The following is a 14,550-nucleotide window of genomic DNA, read 5'->3' as shown; positions in this document are numbered from 1 at the left end:
GCTTCGCGCCGCCGCTGGCTAACCCACCCTACGAAGATATCACGCCACCGCTGCGTCCGGAATCCTTGCGGCTTCCAGCGGCTGCTTACCGCGGATGAGGTCGGAGGCGCGGTCGGCGATCATCATCGTCGACGCATTCAAATTCGCCGAGATCATGCGCGGCATGACGGAGGCGTCGATGACGCGGAGGCCTTCGAGGCCGTGGACGCGGAGGTGGTCGTCGACGACGGCCCAGGTGGAATCCGCCGGGCCCATGCGGCAGGTGCAGCCGGGGTGGAAGGTGGTGGTGCCGCGTTGGGTGGCGGCGGCTAGGAATTCGTCGTCGGTGTTGACGTTGGGGCCGGGGAAATCCTCGTAGGCGTAATAGGGCGAGAGCGGCGCACTCTTCAAGAGGCGCCGCGCCAGCTTCATGCCGCCGACGATGACGCGGCGGTCGAGCTCGGCGTCGAGATAATTGGTCTGGATGATCGGCGGCGCGAACGGATCGCTGGAGCGGATCCGGACATAGCCGCGGCTCTCGGGACGCTGCTGCCAGGACGCCACGGTCATGCCGGGCTCGTCCTCGAGCTGGCCCTGCACGCCTTCTTTGTAAGAAGCCGGCGTGAAGGTGAGCTGCAGGTCGGAGCTCTCGGCGCTCTCGCCGGAATGCCAGAAGCAATAGACCATGGTCGGCGACAGCGACAGCAGGCCCTTGCGCTGGGTCGCCCATTTCAACGCCTCGATCCACAGCGAGAAGCCGCGGCGGAGCTCGTTGATGGTCTTGATGTCCTTGACGCGCGCCACCGTGCGCGGGGCGTAATGGTCTTGCAGGCCCTCGCCGACAGGCAGCGCGTGACGCACGGCGATGCCGTGCTGCTGCAACAGGTCGGGCGAACCGATACCGGAGAGCTGCAGCAGCTGCGGCGAATTATAGCTGCCGCCGGACAGGATCACCTCCTTGTTGGCGCGCACCTCGACCGGCTGGCCGCCGCGGCCGCCCTTCATGTAGCGCACGCCGACCGCGCGCTTGCCCTCGAAGATGATCTCGGTCGCGTGCGCATGCGTATGCACATGCACGTTGGGCCGCTTCATCGCCGGCTTGAGGAACGCGGTCGCGCCGGAGACGCGCAGGCCGTTGTTGATGGTGCGCTGGCAGTAGGAGACGCCTTCCTGGGTCTTGCCGTTGTAATCGGGGTTGCGGGGAATGCCGAGCGAGACCGCGCCTTCCATGAAGGCCTCGCAGAGCGGATCGCGCCAGTTCATGGTGGTGACGACGAGGCTGCCGTCGCGGCCGCGATAGGTGTCCTCGCCCTCGCCGATCCGCTTCTCCAGCCGCCGGAAGTAGGGCAGCACGTCGGCATAGCCCCAGCCGCGATTGCCCATCTGCGCCCAGGTGTCGAAATCCATGCGCTGGCCGCGATTGTAGATGTGGCCGTTGATCGAGGACGAGCCGCCGAGCGTCTTGCCGCGCGGCGCGTAGATGCTGCGCCCGCCGGTCCACGGACCGGGCTCCTGCTGGTAGGCCCAGTTGATGCTCTTCATGTGGAAGGTCTTGATGAAGCCCGCCGGCAGATGGATGTAGGGATGCCAGTCGGACGGGCCCGCCTCGAGCACGCAAACGGAGGTGTTGGGGTCCTCGCTGAGCCGGCTGGTGAGCACGCAACCGGCGGAGCCCGCGCCTACGATCACATAATCAAATCTATCCATGGTCCCTCGGCCGCCCCTAGCGCGGCTTGTCGTTGAGTTGAAATTCGAGATGCGCCTGCACCGTCGGCCATTCGGCGGCGGTGATGCTGTAAACGACAGTATCGCGCAGCGTGCCGTTCGGCGCGATCTGGTGGCTGCGCAGGATACCGTCCTGCTTGGCGCCCAGGCGCTCGATGGCGCGGCGGCTCTGGTGGTTGAAGAAGTGCGTGCGGAACTCGACCGCGATGCAGTTCAGCGTCTCGAAGGCATGGCGCAGCAGCAGCAGCTTGCACTGCGTGTTGAGCGGGCCGCGCTGCGCGCTCTTGCCATACCAGGTCGAGCCGATCTCGACGCGGCGGTTGGTGGCATCGATGTTCATGTAGGTGGTCATGCCGACGATCTTGCCGCCGGCATCGAACACGGTGAAGGGCAGCATCGAGCCCGCGGCCTGCAGGCCTAAGCGGCGGTCGATCTCCTTGCCCATGTTCTCCGGCAGCGGGATTGCGGTGTACCACAGCTTCGACAGCTCGCCGTCCTTGACCGCCTCGACCAGCCCTTCGCGATGGTCATGCGACAGCGGCTCGAGACGGGCATGCTGTCCGCGCAGGGTGACGGGATCGGGCCAGGGCATTCTGTCGTTCCTTATGATTGTCATTCCGGGGCGGCTTGAAGAGCCGAACCCGGAATCTCGAGATCCCGGGTTCTATGCTCCGCATAGCCCCGGGATGACAATCGCGTTTTACGCGATTGTCACTTGTTCAGAAAATTCAACGGCAATCCGCCGCGCGGCCAGTCCATGGCGATCAGCTCGCCCTTGCCCGACAGCGTGATGTAGGCGGTCTTCAGCTCGGGGCCGCCGAAGGCGATGTTGGTGGTGACGCGGTCGCCGGTCGGAACCTGTTCCACCAGGGTGCCGTCGGGCGCGATCACCGAGATGCAGCCGGAGACGAGCGTGGCGACACAGACATTGCCGTTCGCTTCCACCGCGAGCGAGTCGAACATCTGGTAGCCGCCAAGGCCGCAGATCGGCTGGCCGCGCTCGCCGCGATAGATCGGATCGCGCGGCTTGAGCGTGCCCGGCGCCGAGAGCTCATAGGCCCAAAGCCGCCCGGTCGGCGTCTCCGCGATGTAGACCGTATTCTCGTCCGGCGACAGGCCGATGCCGTTCGCCGGCAATACGCCATGCACGATTTCAACGATCTCGCTCATGCCGGGCTTGAGGTAATACATGCCGCCGACATCCATCTCGCGCGCGCGCCGCTTGCCGAGGTCGGAGAACCAGAGGCCGCCGTGCTTGTCGAAGACGAGGTCGTTCGGCCCGCGCAGATCGTGCGCGCCACATTTGGTCACGACGGTCTCGACCTTGCCGGATTGCAGATCGACGCGCTGGATCGCGCCGCCGAGATAATCGTCCGGCTGCGGACCCGGCATGATCATCTTGCCGGCCGGAATCCAGGAGAAGCCGCCATTGTTGCAGATGTAGATCTTGTCGTCGGGCCCGAGCGCGGCGCCATTCGGGCCGCCGGGAATCTTCGCCACGATCTCCTTGCGGCCGTCGGGATAGACGCGCGTCAGCCGCTGGCCGCGGATCTCCACCAGCACCACCGAACCGTCCGGCATCACGACCGGCCCTTCGGGAAATTCGAGGTCGGTGGCGAGAACGCGGACGTTGGACATTGGAGACCCTCCCGGCTGCTTGTTATGGCTTGCACGGGATGTCCGGCACGGGCCCCCGCAGGCAAGATTTGCCTGCGGTTATGGCAAAGTCGCCGGAGCTTGCCAAGCAAGCGGGACGGTATGCCAGCGTTGCGTGTTATTCTCTGACCGGTATCCAGATTTCGAAGCCGCCGTTGCCGGTCGCGGGATCGAATTTTTCGTCATAGCGCTCGAAGTTCGGCGCGTCCGCGGCTCTCAGGCCGGATGCCGGCAGCCATTGATTCCAGATCGTGTTGACGGTGCGGCGGATCGAGGCGACGTGGTCCTTGTGCGTGAACACCGCATAGCGCTGCTCGGGAATGCGGATGCGGCCGAAGCGGCGCGGCAGGTCGGAAAAATCGGCGACCTCGACGCCGGCGATGTAGTCGAAATTGCCGGCATCATCGCTGTTGCAGCAGACACCGTCGGCGACATTACCGACACGCGTGGGAATATCGGCAACCTCCTGATTGAAGCGCTGCCACAGGCCGGGGATGATGGCGCCGTTGTCGCAGGAGATGCGTTCGGCGAGACCGGCGACGAGGAAGGCTTTTGCGGTCTCGAAGCGCGGCGGGGCAAGATGGTCGAGCATGGTGGAGTCCATGAGGATCGGCTCCTGTAGCCTGAGCTGGCTGACGCACGCTGCCGCCCTCACCGCTTCGGGCGTCGTGCCGAATTGGTCGCGGAACGCGCGGGTGAACGCTTCGTGCGAGCCGTAATCCGCCTCCAGCGCCAGTGACAGGATGTCGGGTGCGCCCTTTGCCAGACTGCGCGCCGCCTCCGTCAGCCGCCGCGCGCGCACGTAGCGCATCACCGGCAGACCGACGGCCGCGGCAAACGCACGCACGATGTGGAACCGCGACACGCCCGAGATCGCAGCGATCTCGTCGAGCGTCATCGGCACGGCCAGATGGCTCTCGATATACCAGAGCGCGCGCTGGGCTGGATTCATGGCGGTTCAGGCCCTCGTTCGAAGCGCGGCGATGATGCGCCGGTTACCATCGTCCTGCTTGATCGGCATTGCTGTCCTTCGCATGAAGATAGCCGGCCAACGGCCACTGGCAACGCCCCGGTGTTCGTGGCTACACTCGTCGAAACCGCTCACGAGAAAGAGGAACCGGCGTCATGGAAATCACCGATGTGCGGGCGCACCATATCCGCATCCCCTATGATGCCGGTGTAGCGAGCTTCCGCCAGGGCGCGTCCGCCATCACGGCGCTCGACATGGTCCTTGTCGAGGTCTCGACCGATGCCGGGCTGACCGGCTGGGGCGATGCTTTCGCCTATGTCTGCCCGCGCACCACGCGCAGCGCGGTCGAGGAGATGATCGCGCCGCAGGCCCGCGGGCTGAAGGTGCCCGACGCGGCCGGCATTCCGGCTGTCATGGAGCAGATCCAGCGCAATTTGCATCTGTTCGGCCGCTACGGCATCACCATGTTCGCGATCTCCGGCCTCGATATCGCGCTGTGGGACCTCGCCGCAAAGATCAAGGGCGTGCCGCTGCACCGCCTGCTGGGCGAGATCAGGCGCACCGCCATTCCGGCCTATGCGAGCCTGCTCCGGATCGGCTCGCCCGACAACATCGCCGCCGAATGCAGGAAGGCGCTCGCGCTCGGTTATGGCGCGATCAAGCTGCACGAGACCACGACGCCTGCGGTGCTTGCCGCGCGCGAAGCGATCGGGCCCGGCATTCCACTGATGGTCGACATGAACTGCCCGCTGACCGGGGAGCAGGCGATCGCGTTCGCGACGACATGCCGCGACGCGCAGCCGCTGTTCCTGGAAGAGCCGGTCTGGCCGCCGGAAGACTTCGCCACGCTTGCCGAGGTGCGCAGCAAGAGCGGGCTCGGAATTGCCGCCGGCGAGAATGCCTGCACCGAATATCAATTCCGCCAGATGATGGAGGCGGGCGCGGTCAGCCACGCCCAGCCGTCAGTCATCAAGGTCGGCGGCATCACGGAATTCCTGAAGGTCGCAGGCTTGGCCGATCGGTCCGGCGTCAAGATCGTGCCGCACTCTCCTTACTTTGGCCCGGGACTGCTGGCGACGCTGCATCTGCTCGCGACGCGCGACGACGGGCTGGTCGAGATGTTCTATCTGAAGCGCGAAGCCTGCCTCTGGGGCGGCCGCGCCGATGTCGATGCAAGCGGCCATGTCGCGGTGCCCACGGGACCCGGGCTCGGCTACGAGCCCGATCGTGGCGTGATGGAGCGATATCGCGTCGCGTGATCGGCGCCTATTTCGTTGCGTCCTTTGCCGGCGGCGCGTCCTGCTTCTTCTTCAGATCCTCAGCGGTCTTCGCCTGCGCGGCCTGCAGATCGAGAAGCGTTTTCTGCAGGCCGGCGATGGCTGTCTTCAGCGCATCGATCTGGCGATTGGCAACATCCAGCTTTTGCTGTTGATCGAGGCTGATCTTGGTGATCGTCTTCTGCAGGAAGTCGACATTGCTCTGGAGGCAGCTGGTGCGGCGCTCCATGGTCTTCTCGACCGTGCAGATCTCGATGCCGGGCACGTCCTGCGCGAGCACCGGCAGAGGCGCCAGCGTGGCGAGCAGCAACATTGCGAAACAAATGACGGCGTTTCGAAGCAGCATGAAAGTTCCTCGGCCAATCGATCACATCAATGTGCGCTGTTTGCGCGCTGCAGCGTGAGGCTACCACACTCGCACCGCATTCTCGCGTTGAGCTTGGGCCCGTTCCCCTGGGACGGGGAGCAGTGAACCGCATGCGGGAGAAGTGGGCGCTCTCCGCGGCTTTGTTTAGGGGAGATTTTTGGAATGGCAACGCGCGATAGACGTTTGGCGGAATTCGATGGCGCCGGAGAACCACCGCCGGGCCTGCCACTTGAAGTGCTGTGCGAGGATCACAGCGGGACGTATCAACTGCCGTTCGCCTGCCGCTATGTCGAAGGACGCTGGCAAAACCACGAGGCCGGGATTGCGGTGGAAGCAACCGTGATCGGCTGGCGCCTGCCGCGCGTGAAGCAGCGCGGGGCCGCCTGAAGGCGGTGTCTGTTTCAAAATGCGACGGGGCCGCGCTGCGCTTTAACCTTCGGAACGCGGCCCGAACGAATCACGTCCGAATCAGCCCAAACGCCTTGTACGCACCTGTTCACGGCTAGATCTCGCCGCGGTCCAGCAGGTGCGCACAATATCTGCGCAGCCGGCCTGATCGCAGGCGCCTGCCGCCGGGTCCAAAGGTTAATTGTTGCAAAGGCATAGCGCCGCGGTCCGCAGCGGAGGGCCGCCGCCCTCGAAACAGGCACAGCCGTGCAATGGCTGCCTAATATTCGACCTCGAGCTCCTCGATCTCGGCCGGCTCCTCCTTCGCCGCCGCGACCCATTCCTGCATCTCGGGCATGGCCATGATGGTGTCGGCATAGGCCTTGAGCGGCGGTGCGAGCTTGACGTCATAGGTCACGAAGCGCGTTACGACGGGAGCGTACATCGCATCCGCCATGGTGCGCTTCTCGCCAAACAGGAAGGGACCGCCCGATTTCTCCAGGCAGTCGCGCCAGATGAACCAGACCCGGTCGATATCGGCCTGCGCCCGCGACCAGATCTTGAAGCCGGGAAAGTGCCCCTTCAGGTTGACCGGCAGCGAGGCGCGCAGCGTGGTGAAGCCGGAATGGATTTCGCCCGAGATCGAGCGGCAATGGGCGCGCTGGATGCGGTCGGCCGGCAACAGGCCGGCGTCCGGCATGACCTCGTTGAGATATTCGGCAATCGCCAGCGTGTCCCAGACCACGGCGCTCTCGTGCCGCAGGCACGGCACCAGGATCGAGGACGACAGCAGCAGGATCTCCGCACGCGCCGACGGATCGTCCGGCGCGGTGACGATCTCCTCGAAATCGAGCCCGGAGAATTTCGTCAGCAGCCAGCCACGCAGCGACCAGGACGAGTAGTTCTTGCTGCTGATGGTCAGTGTCGCCTTCGCCATAGAGCCCTTCCCTCACGCCTGGGCAACGCACCGCCGCGCGTGCGTGCCCGTGATCTGTGCCTACCCGACCGGGGCGCAGCAAGCGACGTGCCAATTTTCCGGGCGGTCCGGCTCCCGTCTGGCTTCGATATTGCATCACGACAGGAGGCAAGTGGGCGCTTCAGTATGATGTCGATGTATTATCAGGCTTTTCAGAACCACATGGACCTGACGGCGCCATGGCGCGCGGGGGCTTCGTCCGCACTCAAATTCCTCAATCTGGTGCCTCAGGGCTCATCGGACCGAGTGGTCGGCCGGCTTTCGGCCGCGCTGGAGCTGATCTCGCGCTCCACCCTCACCTATGACCGTCCCGCCTACGGCATCGACAGCGTCATGGTGGGCAACCGCGACGTCGCGGTCAGCGAGGAGATCGCCTACGCGACGCCGTTCGGCTCGCTGCTGCACTTCAGGAAACACGGCGTGGCCGAGCAGCCGCGCATGCTGCTGGTTGCGCCGATGTCCGGACACTTTGCCACGCTCCTGCGCGGCACCGTGAAGACGCTGCTGCAGGACCACGACGTCTACATCACCGACTGGCACAATCCGCGCGACATCCCGCGCAGCGAGGGCCGCTTCGGGCTCGACGACTACACCGAGCACCTGATCGACTTCCTCGGGCAGCTCGGGCCGCGCCCGCACATAGTGGCGATCTGCCAACCGTCCGTCTCCGCGCTCGCGGCCGCCGCGATCATGTGCGAGGACAACCATCCCTCGCGCCCGGCGACGCTGACGCTGATGGCCGGCCCGATCGACACACGGATCCAGCCGACCAGGGTCAACGAATTCGCCAAGAGCAAGCCGATCGAATGGTTCGAGCGCAATCTGATCAACTACGTGCCGGTGCAATGCCGCGGCGCCCTGCGCAAGGTCTATCCCGGCTTCGTGCAGCTCACCGCCTTCGTCTCGATGAATCTCGAGCGCCACATCAAGCAGCATCTCGACCTCGCCAACCACATCGCCAAGGGCGAGAAGGAGAAGGCCGCGACCATCAAGACCTTCTACGACGAATATTTCGCCGTGATGGATCTGCCGGCCGAATTCTACATCGAGACCGTGCGCGACGTGTTCCAGGAGCATCTCCTGCCGCAAGGCAAGCTGATGCATCGCGGCCGTCCCGTGAACACCAGGGCGGTCAGCCGCATGGGGCTGATGACGGTCGAGGGCGAGAAGGACGACATCTGCTCGATCGGCCAGACGCTGGCCGCCCAGGACCTCTGCACCGGCGTGCGCGCCTATCGCCGCGTCCACCACATGCAGGCCGGCGTCGGCCATTACGGCGTGTTCTCCGGCAAGCGCTGGAACAACGAGATCTATCCGCTGCTGCGGGATTTCGTGCACGTGAATTCGTGAGGCGCACGCCGCGGCGCACGAGAGCTACTCTTCAAGCTCGTATCGCGCTGGGCCACGCGATGATTTGCCCTGACATCACAAGGCGGTTGCGCCCGCTCTCCTTGGCGGCGTAGAGCGCCTTATCCGCGGCCGCTATCAACGACGTGAAATCAGCATTATCGCCGAACGACATATGTGTGGCGCCACCAATACTGAGGGTGACCTGCTTGGATGGCGGGTTGAGCGCGTGCAGGATGCCGAGGTCTTGAATCGCTTGCCGGATTCGCTCGCCGACCTGCTCGCACCCTCCCGTGTCCGTATTTGGTAGCAGCAAGGCGAATTCCTCACCACCATACCGAGCGGCCAAGTCTGCTGGCCGCCGGGCCTGTTCTGCCAGGACCCCGGCGACCGAGCGGAGACATGCATCGCCCGCCTGATGCCCGTACTGATCATTGAAACTCTTGAAATGATCGACATCCATCAGCAACAGTGACAGAGGCCTTCCTTCGCGCCTGGCTCGGTCCCATTCCGCCTCTAGCCGCTCGTCGAAGTGTCTGCGGTTTGCCAAGTCCGTCAGGCCATCCGAACTGGCGAGAGCCGCCAGCTTATCCTCCAGGTCCTTACGTTCGGTCATGTCGCGCGAGATCGCCACCACGCCGTTGATGTCTCCACTCTGCGCACTCCTGGCGACGCGCAGCGCGGTTTCGATCCAGACCTCGCCTTTCTCGCGATGCCGAGTGCGATAAGTGATTCTCGCCTCCTCGGCTTCGCCGTTCATCAACGCGGAGATCGTCTCCTCAACCCGCGCCAGATCCGCCGGATTTATGCCGGCGAGGGCCGACGTATCCACCAATTCGTTCGGAGCCCAGCCGAGGACTCGCGCGCTGGACGGCGACGTATAGAGAATCCGTCCATCGACCGCTATACGCATGACCATGTCTCCCGACTGCTCCGCGAGGAGACGAAAATCCGCCTCCTTGGCGATCAGAGCAGCGGCCATCTTCTGCCGCATGTGCAACTGGCGCACCAGCCAAACCCCCGCAACAGCGAGCCCTCCTATCAGTCCCAGCACCGCAACCACGCGCGTCAGCGCCGCTTTGCGCCAGGGGGCCAAGACGTCGTCTTCCGATTCCGTCGCAACCACGACAACAGGGTAGCGACTGCTGAGTTGATAAAAGCTCAGACGCCGAACGCCGTCCAGAGGCGACGTGAAGTAGTAGACGTCCGCACTTGGCCGCTCGCGGAAATTCCTAAAAAGCGGTGCATTCGACAGATCGCGACCCGTATATCCGTTGTCCGGGCTACGCGCGAGGACAACGCCCTTCGCGGTCGCCAGTGCAATTGAGCCGTTCTGGCCAACGTCGAATCCGCGATAGAATTGCAAAAAATAGTCGACATCGATCGTGGTAAGAGCCACTCCGGCAAAACTGCCGTCAGGATGATCGAAGCGCCTTGACGCTGTGATGATCCATTGCCCCCCCGATCTGCTCCTCACTGGACCCCCAATGAAGGTTCCTCGCTCAGCCACGGCGCGATGATGCTGGAAATACTCGCGGTCGCTGTTGTTGAGGCCGGCGAAATCCACGGGCTCGCTGGTTGCGAGCCAGCGGCCGGTCTCGTCATAGACGAACACAGCTCGAATCCGGTTCGCGGCTTTGCGCCGGGAAAGAAAGGTCTGAATCTTGGCGATCGCCGCCGGGCTGGTCCCCTCGAGTTCGAGTTGGCCGACCACCACATTGAGAACAGTGTCCGCGAGTTCGAACGTATCGTCCGCGTGTTGCGTCACCGACCGGGCCAGATTGGCCACGTCTGTTTCGGAGCCCTTCAGCAGCGTCTGTCGCTGGGACCACTCCCGCCAGCCGCTGAGCGCGACAATCGCCAAGCAAGCGACCGCCACGAATGCGGAGGCCCAGAGCGTCAGACGCCCCTTCCGAAGATCGCTGCGGTGATCGATCAAGAGATGCTCCCTGCACCCTCAACCCCGTAAACGCCTTGGGCTAAAGGATGGTTGCTCGTTCCGCTTGTGATTTTTTGGGAGAACACCGGAAGGAGATTGACGGCATCGATGAGCGGCTTGACCGTCGATCGATAGCGCATGGACTGGTCCGGCGAGAAGGACAACACAGCAATCAACTCGGCGCGACGGCTTCGATTACTGTGCCGGCCACTCGGCCAAAGCCAGGTTCAGTAAAACTCGTCGGATGCAGGCTTCGAGCTCCGGCAAGAAGTGCAAAATCGTCTGTCCGCGGTTGAGGCCGAATGACCATGCTCTCTGCCGGCAGACGCTCGGTCGGCGAGACCGACGCGGGCTTCGCGCCGCCTGCAACAATGTGGGGCAACGGTGCGGCCATCAACCAGATGTTCTTAAGCATCGCCCTATTCACCGAGCACGCGACGACACCTTTCCGCTTCAGACGGGCGACGGTAAAGAGCTTGCGGATCAGCAGGTCTCGTTCAAGCGACTGCGGCAATTTGAACTGCACCCCGATGAGCCGGCCCCTTTGTTGCGCAATCACCGCATCGACCCATCCGACCTGCATGATGTGCACGCGCAGCGGTTCTCCGGCGCGAGGAAAGTCAATACCGGAGCCAAGCAGAACGCCGGCGCCAGAGAGGGAGATGTTGCTCACGCGTCCAGAAAGCTGCTCGCCGGTCACGGTCTGGATCAAGATAGTTTCGTCGATGTCGAAACGCTCCTCGGTACGTCCCATCCGCGCCTGCAGCGAGGTCATGCAGACGAAGAAAAGCACGACGATGTTCACGACCGACCAGAAGGCGACCATCGGTAGAGCGGCCGGATGATCGATGATGCGCCATTCCGGGATCGTGTTCAGAACCACACCGACAACCGTCAACGCCATCAAGACCGCCGACGGCCAGAATATCTCCGCAGCGTAACTTGCGCGCCGCGCGGCAGCCCCCTTCGGCGTCACCCTGAACGCATGTCCCGCCGGCTTGACGAGAGTCCCCAGCACCGTCGGCAATATCTTGAAGCTCTGGATCGTCGCCGACACCTGAGCGGCGAGCGGAAAATGCACGTGCGGCGCGAACCAGGAGATGCCGCCGTTGAGCGCCAGGATCGCGGGGAACAAGTAGTAGAACACCGATTCGGGGGTGACATCGACGACAGGCGCCAAGCCGGTCCACATGAACACGATCGGAACCACCACGACCATGAGCGCCCGCAAGCCCAATGAGAGCCAATGCGTCGGAAAGAAGAGGAGCCGATGCATCAAGCCCAGTCCGGGGCCGAGCGGACCGGCGGCGAGGTACAGCGTCTGAATCGCGCCACGCGCCCAGCGTTGCCGCTGCACGAAAAAGGCATCAAGGCTTTCCGGCGCCAGTCCAATCGCCAGCGGTTCGCAGAGATAGCGGGTGACGTATCCCTTGCGCAGCAGGACGAGCGTCAGCAGGATGTCTTCCGTAATGGACTGGGTCGGCAAGGCATCGCCTACCGCGCGGAGTGCTGCGCGACGCGTGACGGAGTTGGAACCACAACAAAAGGCACCATCCCAGCCGTCGCGCGCGGGCATGATGGAATCGAAGAAGAACCGTTGCTCGTCCGGCAATCCCCTGTGCAGGCCGAGATTCGCCTGCATCGGGTCCTCATTGTAGAAGGCGTGCGGGATCTGAACGATTCCGACCTTTGGATCAGCGAAGAAGCCCATCGTGCGCATCAGGAAATTGCGCTGCGGCACGAAATCCGCATCAAAGATCGCGAAGAACTCGCCGCTCGTCTTGGTCAGGGCATGATTGATATTGCCGGCCTTGGCATTCAAATTGTCGGCGCGCGTGAGATAGCCGGCGCCCTTTTGCGTGCAGAGTGCCCTGAGCCAAGGCCTGCGACCATCATCCAAGACCCACACCTGGACGTTCGGATAGTCCAGGCACAGCGCGCCGGTGATCGTCTTTTCCAGCACCTCGAATGGCTCGTCGCAGGTCGGAATAAAGACGTCGACCGAGGGCAGCTCATCATCCGGCAGGCTGCGAAGCCGACGCTCGTGCTGATCTGCTTCGCTTCGGCGATCGGTCCTGCGAAGGAACGTCAGATAGAGAATGAACTGATCTGTGAAAGTCAGAAGCTCGACGAACAGACAGAACCAGATCCAGCCGACCTGATACCAGGTCCCGCTTGCCGGGAGCACGGTGGTGAAAATACGCCATTCGAGATAGTGGGCCACCACAAGCCAAACCACAACAAAGACCGCAAGACGCGCCCAAGGGCGCGCGACCGGAAAGGTCGGCGCCAACAGATACATCGCAGCAAAGATGCCCAGCATCGGCGCGAACAGCTGAGAGAGAGGCAGAGTCATGGCTTGCATGGACCATCTCGCTCACAGGGGCGATTGGTCGAGTTCCAGGCGAGCGGTCAGCCATTTCAACTTCGAGCTGACCAATCGTAGCAGGCCGTCGGCTCTGCGCTCGAAGCGCACCTCAGCCAATCGTCCGATATCGCAGGAGCCGTTGCGGTCGGCCGACGTCTCATTGGGCGGAAGCGATATCTCAATGGTAATGTTGCCCGGATCAGGCCGCGGCACCCGAGCCGCAAGCAGCCGATCATCGCCGTACGCGGCCGATCCGCGGACCTGCCGGATCTGGCCGCTCTTCCATTCGCGACTCCCAATCAGACGGACGGTAGCCGCATCTCCAGCCTTGATCTTCTCGAAATCGCGCTCGGGTAGTTCAACGACGATAAACCGGCGTTTGCAATCTGCGAAATCGAAGACCGACTGCCCTTCCGTGACCATCGAGCCCGGGCTGGCCGCGACCGACCAGACCACATGGGCTGCGGGCAAGGACAGATCGTAGTGATCGAGACGATCAAGTCGAGTGCGTTCCTCTGCAATTTCCGCGGCCAACTGCGCGGCACGTGAGCTGTTCTGCAACAGGTCTGTCTCGAGCTCCTGGCGGCGGAGGACAAGCCGCTCGCGCTGCTGCTGAGAATAGGGCACGTCGTTGGCATCGCCACGAAGATAAATGCCCTTGTCGGCCGCCCCCAATTCCGTCTTGAGGCGCCGCAGGCGTTCATCGGCCATCTGGCACCGCGTTGCGGTTGCCTCCTGCGAGGCCTGGGCCTCACCGGAGCGGATCTGCGAACTGATGCCGAGCTTCACGAGCCTCTCCATCCGGCCCGCGACATCGTTCCGCTGCCGCGCCTCAGCGAGACAGCCGCCTTTTTCAACTTCCGTTTCACCTATCTCGTGGCGCAGGCGCGCTACCATCCCCGAACGATAGTCCTCGCTTCGCTCGCGGAGCTTGCGATCGAGCTCGGCGATTTCCTCGAGTTGCCGGCGTGCGAGCTCGGCGCGTTTGGTGGACATGGCCAGCTGCTGATCAAGGTCCATGAGGTGCCGGCGATCCGGCGAACGCGCCTCGACCAGCGGCACCATCCGGGTGTGCTCGAAATATTCGCCCTTGCGTGGAAGATCTGACGAGAGCTGACCCGCCATCGGCGCAGTCACCCGCATGAGCTCGGCATTGACATAGGCGGAGGGGGCGATTCGGTAGGTCACATACGGCAACAGGGCCCATCCGCTGAGAGCGATGATCCCGAGCGCCAGGGACCGCCGAGCGATCCGGCTGCGAATGAAACGTTCGACATGCAGGCGAACCACGACTGGATCTCCAAATGGGCTTTGGTCGCTCCGCCTGCCCTTGCGAAGGCAAGCCTATCACCGCATGGCCCAGGTGTTGGCATGAAGCCTGCGCCTTGAGACAATGAGCAATCCGACAACAGCTGCTTGCCGAAATCAGGATTCGCCGCCGCAGCAGACTCCCCCTCGCAACCACGAGAAGCATATCTAGCTTTCACCACAGCAGGTTAAGACGTGTCAAAACCGGAGAACTACGGCTCGGGAATCGAGAACAAGATGCCGACCTATTC

At 63.5% G+C, this 14,550-nt stretch carries 12 protein-coding genes; 3 read left to right on the top strand and 9 right to left on the bottom strand.

The annotated features are described in order from the left end of the window. Positions 1–39: 39 nt before the first annotated feature. The 4 genes from ACTEK7_RS21215 to ACTEK7_RS21200 form a co-directional block, all read right to left on the bottom strand. On the bottom strand, positions 40–1,686 hold the full coding sequence (locus ACTEK7_RS21215) for a GMC family oxidoreductase (protein WP_225146891.1): 1,647 nt from the start codon (positions 1,684–1,686) through the stop codon (positions 40–42). 16 nt (positions 1,687–1,702) lie between these two features. Then, positions 1,703–2,296 (bottom strand): GNAT family N-acetyltransferase, encoded by a 594-nt coding sequence (locus ACTEK7_RS21210; protein WP_109144724.1) that lies wholly within the window; start codon positions 2,294–2,296, stop codon positions 1,703–1,705. Positions 2,297–2,415: 119 nt separating this feature from the next. Next, positions 2,416–3,342 carry an SMP-30/gluconolactonase/LRE family protein gene (locus ACTEK7_RS21205; RefSeq protein WP_225146890.1) on the bottom strand — a complete coding sequence of 309 codons (927 nt, stop codon included), beginning with the start codon at positions 3,340–3,342 and terminating at the stop codon, positions 2,416–2,418. 136 nt (positions 3,343–3,478) lie between these two features. Continuing rightward, the gene (locus tag ACTEK7_RS21200; RefSeq protein ID WP_225146889.1) at positions 3,479–4,312 is read right to left on the bottom strand and encodes an AraC family transcriptional regulator; all 834 of its coding nucleotides are present in this window, start codon (positions 4,310–4,312) and stop codon (positions 3,479–3,481) included. 173 nt (positions 4,313–4,485) lie between these two features. Between ACTEK7_RS21200 and ACTEK7_RS21195 the strand changes: the two genes are divergently transcribed. After that, positions 4,486–5,589: a mandelate racemase/muconate lactonizing enzyme family protein gene (locus tag ACTEK7_RS21195; RefSeq protein WP_225146888.1), complete on the top strand. Its 1,104-nt coding sequence runs from the start codon at positions 4,486–4,488 to the stop codon at positions 5,587–5,589. Between the two features lie 7 nt (positions 5,590–5,596). Here ACTEK7_RS21195 and ACTEK7_RS21190 read toward each other — a convergent pair whose 3' ends face one another. Next, a complete protein-coding gene (locus ACTEK7_RS21190; protein ID WP_225146887.1) occupies positions 5,597–5,953 on the bottom strand; it encodes a hypothetical protein in 357 nt (118 codons plus the stop codon). A gap of 183 nt (positions 5,954–6,136) precedes the next feature. On the opposite strand from ACTEK7_RS21190, the gene ACTEK7_RS21185 reads away from it, so the two are divergent. Continuing rightward, positions 6,137–6,361 carry a hypothetical protein gene (locus ACTEK7_RS21185; RefSeq protein ID WP_024339451.1) on the top strand — a complete coding sequence of 75 codons (225 nt, stop codon included), beginning with the start codon at positions 6,137–6,139 and terminating at the stop codon, positions 6,359–6,361. Between the two features lie 280 nt (positions 6,362–6,641). Here the strand turns inward: ACTEK7_RS21185 and ACTEK7_RS21180 are convergent, their stop codons facing one another. Further along, positions 6,642–7,298, bottom strand: coding sequence for a glutathione S-transferase family protein (locus ACTEK7_RS21180; RefSeq protein WP_036013147.1), 657 nt, complete (start codon positions 7,296–7,298; stop codon positions 6,642–6,644). Positions 7,299–7,463: 165 nt separating this feature from the next. On the opposite strand from ACTEK7_RS21180, the gene ACTEK7_RS21175 reads away from it, so the two are divergent. After that, entirely contained in the window at positions 7,464–8,687 is a 1,224-nt protein-coding gene (locus ACTEK7_RS21175; RefSeq protein ID WP_225146886.1) for a polyhydroxyalkanoate depolymerase, read from the top strand. Positions 8,688–8,718: 31 nt separating this feature from the next. On the opposite strand, the gene ACTEK7_RS21170 is transcribed toward ACTEK7_RS21175, so the two are convergent. The 3 genes from ACTEK7_RS21170 to ACTEK7_RS21160 form a co-directional block, all read right to left on the bottom strand. Continuing rightward, entirely contained in the window at positions 8,719–10,623 is a 1,905-nt protein-coding gene (locus tag ACTEK7_RS21170; RefSeq protein WP_192893294.1) for a diguanylate cyclase domain-containing protein, read from the bottom strand. Between the two features lie 172 nt (positions 10,624–10,795). Continuing rightward, positions 10,796–12,988: a glycosyltransferase gene (locus ACTEK7_RS21165; protein ID WP_225146885.1), complete on the bottom strand. Its 2,193-nt coding sequence runs from the start codon at positions 12,986–12,988 to the stop codon at positions 10,796–10,798. Between the two features lie 12 nt (positions 12,989–13,000). Next, positions 13,001–14,281 carry an HlyD family secretion protein gene (locus ACTEK7_RS21160; protein ID WP_225146884.1) on the bottom strand — a complete coding sequence of 427 codons (1,281 nt, stop codon included), beginning with the start codon at positions 14,279–14,281 and terminating at the stop codon, positions 13,001–13,003. Positions 14,282–14,550: the final 269 nt, after the last annotated feature.

The sequence above is a fragment of the Bradyrhizobium sp. JHI2711 genome (assembly GCF_056156565.1).
The sequence above is the reverse complement of the archived record's forward strand: the minus strand, read 5'-3'. Positions and strand labels throughout refer to the sequence as shown.

Bases quoted from the DNA above. Each gene is read 5' to 3' on its own strand.
- ACTEK7_RS21190 (WP_225146887.1), bottom strand. From the start codon at position 5,953: ATGCTGCTTCGAAACGCCGTCATTTGTTTCGCAATGTTGCTGCTCGCC.
- ACTEK7_RS21215 (WP_225146891.1), bottom strand. From the start codon at position 1,686: ATGGATAGATTTGATTATGTGATCGTAGGCGCGGGCTCCGCCGGTTGC.
- ACTEK7_RS21175 (WP_225146886.1), top strand. From the start codon at position 7,464: ATGATGTCGATGTATTATCAGGCTTTTCAGAACCACATGGACCTGACG.
- ACTEK7_RS21205 (WP_225146890.1), bottom strand. From the start codon at position 3,342: ATGTCCAACGTCCGCGTTCTCGCCACCGACCTCGAATTTCCCGAAGGG.
- ACTEK7_RS21195 (WP_225146888.1), top strand. From the start codon at position 4,486: ATGGAAATCACCGATGTGCGGGCGCACCATATCCGCATCCCCTATGAT.
- ACTEK7_RS21185 (WP_024339451.1), top strand. From the start codon at position 6,137: ATGGCAACGCGCGATAGACGTTTGGCGGAATTCGATGGCGCCGGAGAA.
- ACTEK7_RS21165 (WP_225146885.1), bottom strand. From the start codon at position 12,988: ATGCAAGCCATGACTCTGCCTCTCTCTCAGCTGTTCGCGCCGATGCTG.
- ACTEK7_RS21210 (WP_109144724.1), bottom strand. From the start codon at position 2,296: ATGCCCTGGCCCGATCCCGTCACCCTGCGCGGACAGCATGCCCGTCTC.
- ACTEK7_RS21180 (WP_036013147.1), bottom strand. From the start codon at position 7,298: ATGGCGAAGGCGACACTGACCATCAGCAGCAAGAACTACTCGTCCTGG.
- ACTEK7_RS21200 (WP_225146889.1), bottom strand. From the start codon at position 4,312: ATGAATCCAGCCCAGCGCGCGCTCTGGTATATCGAGAGCCATCTGGCC.